Raw genomic sequence first — 9878 nt, forward strand, 5'->3', positions numbered from 1 at the left:
TGCTGCGGGGGCGCGTACTGCTGCGGGGGCTGGGGCTGCGGCTGGTACTGCTGCTGCCGCTGCTGGGGGTACTGCTGGGGCTGCTGGTACTGCGGCGGCGGTTGCTGCTGCCGGTGCTGCGGCGGTTGCTGCTGCCGCTGGGGCTGGGGCTGCCGCTGGGGGCGGCGGCGCAGCGGGTCCTCGCTCGGGTCGAGGTACTGGACCTGGGTCTGCTCGTTGCGGTCGCGGGCCGCCCGGAGCTGGGACTGCCAGGGGTGCGGGTCCTCGGGCTGCGGCGGGCCGTCCGGGCGGGGCGGCACCGGCGGCAGGACCGAGGTCGGGTCGGCGTGCCCGCCGCCCTGGCCGGAGGTCTGCGGCAGGACGCTGGTGGCGGCGGCGGGGTCGTACGAGCCCGCGTTGCTCGGCAGCACCTGCGTGGGGTCCGCGGCGCCGGGGGCGCCCGGGACGGGCGCGGGTGCCGGGTCGGGGGCGAGGAGGGCGCCCACGCCGTCGGCCGCCGCGATCTGGGCGGAACTGGCGTGCACGCCGATGCCCTCGGCGACGACGCGCAGGCCGCGGGCCAGGTTCTCGGCACTGGGGCGGCGCTCGGGCTCCTTGCTCAGGCAGCGCTCTATCACCGTCCACAGGGGCTGCGGAACGGTGCTGGGGCGGCGGGGCTCCTCGCTGAGGTGCCGGTGCAGCACTTCGAGGGCGGTGCCGCCGGCGAACGGCGGACGGCCGGTGACCAGCTCGTACAGCAGGATGCCCGCGCCGTAGATGTCGACGGCGGAGGTCTGCGGACGGCCCTCGGCGGACTCGGGCGCCACGTAGGCGGGCGTGCCGACGAACTCGTGGGTGCGGGTGAGGCCCGGGGAGTCGGCGAGGCGGGCGATGCCGAAGTCGGTGAGCATCGGGCGCATCCCGCCGCCGCTCTCGTCCAGCAGGACGTTGGCGGGCTTCAGGTCGCGGTGGACCACGCCGTCCGCGTGGCTGGCGGCGAGGGCGTCCGCGATCTGCGCGGTGAGCAGCGCGGCGGCGACCGGGGTGAGCGGACCGTTCTCGCGGAGGTAGCGGTGCAGGTCCGGACCGTCGATCAGGTCCATGACGAGGGCGAGGAGATCGCCCTCGACGACCAGGTCGCGGGTGCGCACGATGTTCTCGTGGGTGAGCCGGAGCAGCACGGAGCGCTCGCGCAGGAACCGCATCACGACGTCGGCGTCGTTGGCGAGTTCCTCCTTCAGGACCTTGATCGCGACGGTCTCGCCGGGCTGACCGGCGACGGCCGCCTCGGCACCCGCGGTCTCCCGCTGGCGGGCACGCCAGACGGTGCCCGTGGCGCCGCGTCCCAGCGGCTCCTCCAGGAGGTACTTGCTGCCTACCGGCCGCACGTCATGCGCTCCCTGCAGATTCGTGGTGCTTGCGGTGCTCCCGGTTCCGCCCGGGAGTTCCGGCCCACTCTAGTGGGGTGACCGGCGGGGCCAGGAAGCTCCGTCCGGTTGCTTTCGCCGCTCCGTCCGGTCGTTGGCCGGATGCCGCTCCGAGAGGACACCGGCCGGTTTCGGAACAAGACGCGCGCTCCGGGCGAATGGTTGCCGCACACATGTGCGACGAATCGCTCCGGGCGGCTTTCCGGAACGGTTCCGTCCTCCTGGCCGGGGTGCCAAGCAGGCACTTATGGGCGCACAGCCGACGTTTCAAGATCACTTCGCGGTGACCCCCGGGCGTGTTGTCGGTCGCAGGTGCGAGGATGCCTCCAGCACGGAACTGCGGGGACGGGAGCCCCGCGGCACGTGACGAACCTGTACGGACGACGCGTCCGTGTCGGGTGGGGGGAATCACAGGGCGTTTCCCCTGCCCGGCGCCCCGCGCAGAAGGGACCGCCGACGGCGATGCAGATCCGGCTGACCGTCCTCGCGCCGCGCAGCGGCCAGACCCCGGCGCGCGCGTGCGACGTGCTGGTCACCGCCCCGCCCGGAACGGCGCTGGCCACCGTGGCGTCCGATCTGGCCGCGGCCGCCCTCGGCCCCGACGGATCGCTCGGCGGCGGCGCGGTGGTGCTGTTCGCCGGGCGCGAGCGGCTCGACGCGCAGCGGTGCGCGCTGGGCGAACCCCCGCTGGTGGACGGGGCGGTGCTCTCGCTCCAGGTCCCGGGCGAGGACGAGGCGGTGGACGACGCCGTCCCGGCCCGGCTGCACGTGGTCGCGGGGCCCGACGCGGGCGGGGTCCACCTGCTGCACGGCGGCCGGATCCGGATCGGCCGCTCCGTCGACGCGGACGTGCCGCTCGACGACCCCGACGTGTCCCGGCTGCACTGCGCGGTGACGGTCTCCGCCGACGGCCGGGTCTCGGTGGCGGACCTCGGCTCCACCAACGGCACCCTGCTCGACGGCGCGGAGGTCCGCGACCGCCCGGTCCGGCTGAAGCCCGGCGCGCTGCTGCGGCTCGGCGAGTCCACGCTCCGGCTGGCCCCCGGCGCGCCCGGTCCGGCGCTGCCCACGGCGCCGGACGGCGAGGGACACCTGCGGGTCTCCGGCACTGCGGTCGGCGCCGGGTCCGACGGAGGACCCGGCTCGAACCACGACTGCGCCCCGGACGCCCCCGGCGCACCCGCGCCCCGCGGGGCGTCCGGCGCGGAGCACGACCGCGGGAGCGACGGGGACGGCCCGCACCGGTCCGCCGCGCCTCCCAACCGCCTCCCGGACGGCGGAACGAACGACGGAACGAACGACGGGGCGGGTGGCGGGACGAACGGCGGGACCGCCCGACGGGGCGGGATAGGCGCCTGGGCCCGCCGCCTCGCGGGCAACCGGGGCGAGCCCGCGCACGGGGCGGTGCCCGACGGGTCCGGTGCCGCCGGACCGGCCTCCCCCGACCCGGGCGCGACGGCGTCGGGGGCCGACGGGCGGAGCACCTGGCCCGACCCCGCGGCCGTGCTGCTGACCGCGCTCGGCCCCGGCCCCCGGCTGTGGGAGCGCGGCGCCGACCACCCCGAGGCGCTGGTGGTGCGGCTGGGGACGACGGACCGGGCCGAGCTGCCCGCCGTGCCGGTCACGGTGGGACTGCGGGAGGCGGGTTCGCTCGGGCTCGCGGGGCCGCGGACCCGGCTGGCCGGGCTCGCCCGTTCGGCGGTGGCGCAGCTCGCCGCGCTGCACTCCCCCGCCGACCTGGAGATCGTGCTGATCAGCGCCGACCGCGCCCGCGGCGCGGAGGAGCGCAGGCGCGAGTGGGCCTGGCTCGGCTGGCTGCCCCATCTGCGGCCGATGCACGGCCAGGACTGCCGGCTGCTCCTCGCGTACGACCGCGAGCAGGCCACCGCCCGTACGACGGAGCTGGTGCGCCGGCTGGACGACGGGCCGCTCGGGCCCGGCTGGGCGAGCCTGGACCGGGGCACGGTCGCCGAGGCCACCGAGCGGTACACCGGGCCGTACACGGTGGTGATCGTCGACGGCGACCCCGGCTCGGCGGTGCTGCGCGAGAACACCGCCCGGCTGGCCGCCGCCGGGTCCGCGGCGGGCATCCACCTGATCTGTCTGGCCGAGACCCCGTCGGCCACGCCCACCTCGCCGGTCGCGGCGACGTACGAGGCCGCCTGCCACGCCTCGATCGCGTTCCGCGAGTGCGGGGCGGTGGCGATGCTGAGCGGCGACGTGGCGACGGCCCTGCGGCTGCTGCGGACGGCGGACGGCCGGGCCGCGGGCCGGGGCACGGTCGCCGCGGTGGACGCGGTGTCGGCGCACTGGGCCGAGCGGTTCGGCCGGGCGCTGGCCCCGCTGCGCGCGGAGGGTTCGGCGGCCGCCCACGGCAGGCCCTCGGCGGCGCTGCCGACGACCGCCCGCCTGCTGGACGAGCTGGGCCTGGCCCGCGCCACCCCGGCCTCCCTGATGGCCCGCTGGGCCTCCACGGCCGACGACCAGCCCGGTGCCGCGGGCCGTCGGCCGGGCGGCCCCGCGAGCGGTGACGCGGACGTCCGCGGTTCGGGCCGTACGGCGTACCCGCGCGTGGGCGCCCAGCGCACGGGCGGCGCGCCGGGGTCCGACGACCACGCCCCGGGCTCGGGCCGCACCCCGTACCCGGGCAGCGAGAACGCCACCCACATCGGCACCCCGGGCCACGCCCTCGTACCGGACGACGCCACCCCCTTCCCCGGCTCCGGGCGCACCCCGTACCCCGGCAGCGCGACGCATCACGTCCCCGTTCCCGCCGACGACGCCCCCGGTTCGGGCCGCACCCCGTACCCGGGCGGCTCCGCGCCGCGCACGGTGGGTCAGCGGCAGGGCTCCCCGGCCTCCCGGACGGTGCCCGGGTCCGGTACCGGTCCCTGGGCCGGCGCACGGGGCGACGACGCCGGGGGCGAGGCCCCGGGCACCGGCTCCCGTTCCGCCGGGTCCGGACCGAGCCGGGTCAGCGGGCCGCGCGGCGATACGCCCCGAATCGCCGCCCGGGGTGCAGGAACCGGAAGTGCAGGAACCGGAAGCACCGCCACCGCCCGGACCGCCGTCGAGGCGGACGCGGCGGACGGCGCCGCCGGCCCCGTGACCGTCGGGCGGCCCGTGGTGGTGCTCGGGGCCGGTCCCCGGGGCCCGGTCAGCGTGGACCTGGCGCAGGAGGGCCCCCATCTGCTCATCGAGGGCCCGGCCGGCAGCGGGCGCACGGAGCTGCTGCGGGCCGTCGCCGCCTCGCTGGCCGCCGCCGCCCGGCCCGACCGGCTGGGCATCCTGCTGGTCGACGGCGCGGGTGGCGAGCGGGGCGAGAGCCTGAGCCCGTGCACCGAGCTCCCCCACGCCTTCATGCATCTGGTGGCCAACGACCCGGTGCGGATGCGGGAGTTCGCCCAGGCGCTGGGCGGCGAGCTGAAGCGGCGCGCCGAGTTGCTGGGGCCGTACGGCTTCGCCGAGTGGCACCAACGGCACGAGGCGGCGGAGCACCTGGTCGGGCAGCGTCCGCCGACCGCCGCCGAGCAGCGCGGCGACCTGGATTCCCCGATGAGCGGGACGCTCCGGCTGCGCCCGGCCGCCCGGTCCGCCGCCCGGTCCGGACCTCCCCCGATGCCCCGGCTCGTGGTCCTGGTCGACGACTTCGACGCGCTGGTCGCCCCGGCGCTCGGCAGTCCCGGGCGGCCCGCCGCGGGGTCGGTCGTGCGGGCCCTGGAGGCCGTGGCGCGGGAGGGCGGCCGGCTCGGCGTCCACCTGGTCGCGACGTCCGCCCGCCCGGACCGCACGCAGGACACGGACCTGGCCGACGGGGCCCGGCTGCGCATCGTGCTGGACGCGCCCGTGGTGCCGCCGTCGCCGGACGAACCGGCGCCCGGACGCGGCAGGCTCGGGCATCCGGACGGCCGGGTGACCCCGTTCCAGGGCGGCCGGGTGACCGGTCGCATACCCCGTACGGCGACGTTGCGTCCCACCGTCGTCCCGCTGGAGTGGGAACGGATGGGCGATCCGCCGACCCGGCGTCCGGTGCGCGAACTGGGCAACGGGCCGACGGACCTGGCGCTGCTGGCCAGTGCCCTGGAGCGGGCGGCGCGCTCGGTGGGAGCCGAGCCGGCGGCCCCGCTCGGCCCCGTTCCCTCCTGACCTGCGCGGCGCCCGGAGAATTGACTGACATTACGTCACGAGCCCATCACGATCAAGGAGTTGACGCGAGAAGCGGTATTGCGGCGTCCGCCCTCCCGGCGTAGGACTGTGCGCACACATCGATGTGAGAGACGGGGAAGCAATGCGCACAACCCATCGGATCGGCAGGGCGGCCGCGGTGTTCACCGCCGTCGGCGCACTGGCCCTCACGGGCTGCAGCGACGACGGCGGCAAGGACGAACCGGACAAGGCGTCGGGGAGCGAGGCGAGCCCGTCCGTCGCACTGCCGAAGCTGAACGGCGAGAAGCTCTCGGTCGCGGCGGTCTGGACCGGCGCCGAGCAGGCCAACTTCGTCAAGGTGCTGAAGGAGTTCGAGAAGCGCACGGGGGCGACGGTCACCTTCGTCCCGGCGCAGGACCCCATCGTCAACTTCCTCGGTACGAAGATCGCGGGAGGTCAGCCGCCGGACGTCGCGATGATCCCGCAGGTCGGCGCGATCAAGCAGGCCGCCGAGAAGAAGTGGGCCAAGCCGGTCGGCCCCGAGGCCAAGGAGCAGCTCGCCAAGAACTACTCGAAGGTCTGGCAGGACCTCGGCTCGGTGGACGGCACCCAGTACGGCGTCTACTTCAAGGCCGCCAACAAGTCCCTGGTCTGGTACAACACCAAGGCGTTCGAGAACGCGGGCGCCAGTGAGCCGAAGACCTGGAAGGACTTCCTGGCGACGGCCGAGACGGTGTCCGCCTCGGGCGTCACCCCGGTCTCGGTCGGCGGCGCGGACGGGTGGACCCTCACCGACTGGTTCGAGAACATCTACCTCTCCCAGGCCGGTCCGGAGAAGTACGACCAGCTGGCGCAGCACAAGATCAAGTGGACGGACGGGTCCGTCAAGGACGCGCTGACCACGCTCGCGCAGCTCTTCGGCAAGCCGTCGCTGATCGCGGGCGGCGCGGACGGCGCGCTGCAGACGGAGTTCCCGGCCTCGGTCACCCAGACCTTCACCGGCGGTGACACGCCCAAGGCCGCGATGGTCTTCGAGGGCGACTTCGTGGGCGTCAACATCGCGCAGACGAAGGCCAAGATCGGCACCGACGCCAAGGTGTTCCCGTTCCCGGCGGTCGGCCCCGAGGCCCCCGTCGTGACCGGTGGCGACGCCGCGGTGGCGCTGAAGGACGGCAAGGGCGCCCAGGCCCTGCTGACCTGGCTGGCCTCGGCGGACGCCGCGAAGATCATGGCCGAGCAGGGCGGGTTCATCTCGCCGAACAAGTCCCTGGACGCCGCCGCGTACCCGAACGAGGTGCAGCGCACGATGGCGAAGGCGCTGATCACGGCCGGTGACGCCGTCCGGTTCGACATGTCCGACCAGGCCCCGCAGTCGTTCGGCGGGACGCCCGGCAAGGGTGAGTGGAAGATCCTCCAGGACTTCCTGAAGAACCCGAAGGACATCGCGGGGACCCAGACGAAGCTGGAGTCCGACGCGGCCAAGGCGTACAAGAGCTGACCCGATGACGACATCCGCAGCGGGGGGTGCCGACGCGGCGCCCCCCGCCGACAAGCATCCGTCCCCGGCCTCCTCCCCCCACAGATCGCTCGGCAGGCCGGACCGCAGCCGCAGGAGCGTGACCGGCACCCGCCGGCTCATAGCGGGGCTCTTCCTGGCGCCCGCGCTGGTCCTGCTGGGCGCGCTCGTGGTCTATCCGATCGCCTACTCCGTCTACCGGTCGTTCTTCGACCAGGCGGGCACGGGCTTCGCCGGACTCGACAACTACAAGGCGCTGTTCACCGACGACACCATCCGCACGGCGGTCAAGAACAACGCGGTCTGGGTGGTGTTCGCGCCGACGGTCGCCACGGCCCTCGGGCTGATCTTCGCGGTGCTGACCGAACGCATCCGCTGGGGCACCGCGTTCAAGCTGGTCGTCTTCATGCCGATGGCGATCTCCATGCTCGCGGCGGGCATCATCTTCCGGCTGGTGTACGACCAGGCGCCGGAGCGCGGGGTGGCCAACGCCGTGTGGGTGGGCGTGCACGACACGTTCTCCGAGTCGGCCGGCTACCCCAAGGCGCATCCACTGCCCGTCCACCCCCTCAGGGCGGGAGGTGGCGGCTCGTTCGTCACGAAGACCACGGTGCGGGCCGGGCAGCCGGTCCAGTTGCCGCTGGTCGGCGTGGCGCCGACGAAGATGCCCTCGGACGCGGAGCCGGCGAAGGCCGCCGTCGCGGACGACGGGAAGATCACCGGTACCGCGTGGCTGGACTTCACCCGGGGCGGCGGCGGTGAGCCCAACGTCATCGACCCCAAGGAGCTGGGACTCAGGGGCATCGAGGTCGAGGCGGTCAAGGACGGCGAGGTGGTCGCCACGGCGAAGGCCGGGGCGGACGGCACGTTCACCCTGCCCGCCTCCGCCGACGGCGCCGAACTCCGGCTCCCCGCCTCGAACTTCAGGGAGCCGTACAACGGGGTCGAATGGCTCGGCCCGACGCTCGTGACACCGGGGATCATCGGTTCCTACGTCTGGATGTGGGCCGGGTTCGCGATGGTGCTGATCGCGGCGGGGCTCGCGGGGCTGCCGCGGGAACTGCTCGAAGCGGCCCGGGTGGACGGCGCGAACGAGTGGCAGGTGTTCCGCCGGATCACGGTGCCGATGCTCGCGCCCGTGCTCGTGGTGGTGCTGGTGACGTTGATGATCAACGTGCTGAAGGTCTTCGACCTGGTCTTCATCATCGCGCCGGGCTCCTCGCAGGACGACGCGAACGTGCTGGCGCTCCAGCTCTACCGGTCCTCGTTCGGCACGGACGCGGACCTCGGGATCGGCAGCGCCATCGCCGTGCTCCTGCTGCTGCTGGTACTCCCGGTGATGTACGTCAACATCCGCCGGATCAGGAAGGAGGGGCGCCGATGACGACGTCGACCACGACCTCGGCCGCGGGCACGACGGCCGGGGACGGGCCGGTGAGGGCCCGGCGGCCCCTCGGCTCGCGGCTGGCCGCCCGCGCCGGCGGGGGCCTGATGCGGGTCTTCCTCGTCCTGGTGGCCCTGTTCTGGCTGATGCCGACCGTCGGGCTGCTGCTGTCCTCGTTGCGGGGTTCGGACGAGATCGCGTCGACCGGCTGGTGGAAGGTCTTCACGGCCCCCTCCCAGCTGACCTTCGACAACTACTCCCGGCTGCTGGAGAACTCGACCATCACCGACTCCCTCCTCAGCACGATCATGATCACCGTCCCGGCGACCGTCCTGGTCGTCGTGATCGGTTCGCTGGCCGGATACGCCTTCGCCTGGATGGAGTTCCCCGGCCGCGACTGGTGGTTCCTGGTGGTCGTGGGGCTGCTGGTGGTCCCGGTGCAGGTCGCCCTCGTCCCGGTGTCCAAGCTCTTCGGGGCGGTCGGGATCTTCGAGACGACCCTGGGCGTGATCCTCTTCCACACGGCCTTCGGGCTGCCCTTCGCGATCTTCCTGCTGCGGAACTTCTTCGCGGAGATCCCGAGGGAGCTGCTGGAGGCGGCCCGGCTCGACGGGGCGGGCGAGATCCGGCTCTTCACCCGGGTCGTGATGCCGCTGGGCGGACCGGCGATCGCCTCGCTGGGGATCTTCCAGTTCCTCTGGGTGTGGAACGACATGCTGGTCGCGCTGATCTTCGCGGATTCCGACTCGCCGCCGATCACCGTGGCCCTCCAGCAGCAGGTCAGGCAGTTCGGCAACAACATCGACGTGCTGGCGCCCGGCGCCTTCGTGTCGATGGTGATTCCGCTGGTGGTCTTCTTCGCCTTCCAGCGCCAGTTCGTCTCCGGCGTGATGGCGGGCGCGGTGAAGTAGCCGCTCCTGCCCGGCCGACCGGGAACGGGAAGAACCGGACGGGCCCGGAAACGGGCCCGTCCGGCGTTCTCGGCACTACTGGCCCACCATCACGGTGATGAGGCCGACGACCACCAGAAACGATCCTCCCCAGGTCCACATCGAGGTCCGCTCGTGCAGCACGGTCGCCCCGGCCAGCACGATCAGCAGGTACCCGAGGGCGTTGAACGGGTAGGCGATGGACAGCGGCACCGTGGCCAGGGTGATCATCCAGGCGAGCGCGGACACCCCGAAGACCACCAGCCCGAGGACGACCCAGGGGCTGGTCGCGGCACGCATGGCGAGGGAGCCCTCGTGCCCCGCGGCGGCCGCGGCGCTCCGCATCCCGTGCTTGAGCATGATCTGGCCGCCCGCCGAGGAGAACACGGCGAACAGCAGCAGCATCAGACTGGGCAGGTTCAACGCCTTGCTCCTGACTGCGGCGTCCGGGGGCGGGGACGCCGCAGTCAGGAGCAAGGCGTTGAACCTGCCCAGTC

Annotated in this window: 6 protein-coding genes; 4 read left to right on the top strand and 2 right to left on the bottom strand. The window is 74.1% G+C overall.

Going from position 1 to position 9878, the window contains the following annotated elements:
- Positions 1–1367: serine/threonine-protein kinase (locus tag EAO76_RS25465; RefSeq protein ID WP_148838364.1), on the bottom strand; the 1367-nt coding region annotated here is incomplete at its 3' end.
- A 501-nt stretch (positions 1368–1868) separates the two neighbouring features.
- On the opposite strand from EAO76_RS25465, the gene EAO76_RS25470 reads away from it, so the two are divergent.
- From EAO76_RS25470 to EAO76_RS25485, 4 genes are all read left to right on the top strand, one after another.
- Positions 1869–5552, top strand: a complete 3684-nt coding sequence (locus tag EAO76_RS25470) for an FHA domain-containing protein (protein WP_148838252.1) — start codon at positions 1869–1871, stop codon at positions 5550–5552.
- A 142-nt stretch (positions 5553–5694) separates the two neighbouring features.
- Complete coding sequence (locus EAO76_RS25475) at positions 5695–7050, top strand: ABC transporter substrate-binding protein (protein ID WP_148838253.1); 1356 nt, start codon at positions 5695–5697, stop codon at positions 7048–7050.
- A 4-nt stretch (positions 7051–7054) separates the two neighbouring features.
- Positions 7055–8452, top strand: coding sequence for a carbohydrate ABC transporter permease (locus EAO76_RS25480; protein ID WP_148838254.1), 1398 nt, complete (start codon positions 7055–7057; stop codon positions 8450–8452).
- Positions 8449–9363 (top strand): carbohydrate ABC transporter permease, encoded by a 915-nt coding sequence (locus EAO76_RS25485; protein WP_148838255.1) that lies wholly within the window; start codon positions 8449–8451, stop codon positions 9361–9363. The genes EAO76_RS25480 and EAO76_RS25485 overlap by 4 nt, the downstream gene beginning before the upstream one ends.
- 75 nt (positions 9364–9438) lie before the next feature.
- Here the strand turns inward: EAO76_RS25485 and EAO76_RS25490 are convergent.
- On the bottom strand, positions 9439–9878 hold a 440-nt coding region (locus tag EAO76_RS25490), incomplete at its 5' end, for a hypothetical protein (RefSeq protein WP_262375736.1).

It is taken from the genome of Streptomyces sp. sk2.1, from assembly GCF_008120935.1.
GTDB lineage: Bacteria > Actinomycetota > Actinomycetes > Streptomycetales > Streptomycetaceae > Streptomyces.

Bases quoted from the DNA above. Each gene is read 5' to 3' on its own strand.
- EAO76_RS25480 (WP_148838254.1), top strand. From the start codon at position 7,055: ATGACGACATCCGCAGCGGGGGGTGCCGACGCGGCGCCCCCCGCCGAC.
- EAO76_RS25470 (WP_148838252.1), top strand. From the start codon at position 1,869: ATGCAGATCCGGCTGACCGTCCTCGCGCCGCGCAGCGGCCAGACCCCG.
- EAO76_RS25485 (WP_148838255.1), top strand. From the start codon at position 8,449: ATGACGACGTCGACCACGACCTCGGCCGCGGGCACGACGGCCGGGGAC.
- EAO76_RS25475 (WP_148838253.1), top strand. From the start codon at position 5,695: ATGCGCACAACCCATCGGATCGGCAGGGCGGCCGCGGTGTTCACCGCC.